General features: G+C 69.7%; 1 protein-coding gene. It reads left to right on the top strand.

All coding sequences use genetic code 11. The features are described 5' to 3' along the window. On the top strand, positions 1-1,442 hold a 1,442-nt coding region (locus ABZ078_RS44390), incomplete at both ends, for a type I polyketide synthase (RefSeq protein WP_356584394.1).

Here is a 1,442-nt window from a genome sequence, read left to right as displayed (position 1 = left end):
TTGACGGAGGCGCGGGAGTGGCCGTCGGCCGACGACCGTCCGCGTCGGGCTGGTGTCTCGTCCTTCGGGGTGAGCGGTACGAACGCGCACGTGATCCTGGAGCAGGCGCCGGAGGTTGAGCGGGCGGCTGTGGTGGAGCCGGTGGCGGTGCCGTGGGTGCTGTCCGCGCGCAGTGCCGGTGCCCTGCGGGAGCAGGCGGCGAAGCTGCTTGCCCATCTTGGGGAGGAGTCGGAGTTCTCTCCGGTGAATGTGGGCTTCACGCTGGCGGGCCGGGCGCGGTTCGAGCACCGGGCGGTTGTGGTGGGCCGTGAGCGGAGTGAACTCCTCGCCGGGCTTGGTGACGTGAACGCCGGGACGGGTTCTGGTGGCCGGGTGGTGTTCGTCTTCCCGGGTCAGGGTGCGCAGTGGGCCGGGATGGGCGTGGAGCTGCTGGATTCCGCTCCGGTGTTCGCTGAGCGGTTCGCTGAGTGTGCCGAGGCTCTTGCGGAGTTCGTGGACTGGGACGCCGAGGCGGTCCTGCGTGGGACTGCGGATGCTCCGTCGTTGGAGCGGGTGGACGTGGTGCAGCCGTTGTCGTGGGCGGTGATGGTGTCCCTGGCGGCGCTGTGGCGTTCGTACGGTGTGGAGCCGGCTGGTGTGGTGGGTCATTCGCAGGGTGAGATCGCGGCGGCGTGTGTCGCGGGTGGGCTGACGCTGCGTGATGGTGCTCGTGTGGTGGCGTTGCGGTCGAAGGCGATCGCGGCCGGGCTGGCCGGTGACGGTGGCATGGTGTCCCTGGCTCTGGACGCCGGGCAGGCGGCTGATCGGATCGCCGGCTGGGACGGTCGTATCGAGATCGCGGCGCTCAATGGCCCGGCTTCGGTCGTGGTGGCGGGTGAGCCTGCTGCTCTGGATGAGCTGATCGTCGGCTGTGAGGCCGACGGCGTGCGGGCTCGTCGTATCCCGGTGGATTACGCCTCTCACACGTCCCATGTGGAGCGGATCGAGGAGGAGCTGGGCCGGGTCTTGGCCGAGGTCCGTCCGCAGATCTCCAGCGTTCCGTTCTTCTCCACGGTGGAGGGCGACTGGCTGGACACGCAGGCTCTGGATGCCGGCTATTGGTATCGCAACCTGCGTCGCACGGTCCGTTTCGAGGAGGCCGTACGCACCCTCGCCGGCCAGGACCACGCGGCGTTTGTCGAGGTGTCGGCGCATCCGGTGCTCGCGATGAGTATCCAGGACACCGCCGACGAGGCGGCCGTGACGGGCACGCTGCGCCGTGAGGACGGCGGTCTGGACCGCTTCCTGACCTCCCTGGGTGAGCTGTGGGTCCACGGCGTGGAAGTGGACTGGGCCCGGGCCTTCGCTGGCACGGGTGCGCGCCATGTCGACCTGCCGACGTATGCCTTCCAGCGCAGCCGCTATTGGCTCGACGCCCCGGCTCTGTCGGATGTGGTGGCGGC

It is taken from the genome of Streptomyces sp. NPDC006385 (assembly GCF_040612485.1).
Taxonomy (GTDB): Bacteria; Actinomycetota; Actinomycetes; order Streptomycetales; family Streptomycetaceae; genus Streptomyces.
This window is presented reverse-complemented; position numbering and strand designations above follow the sequence as displayed.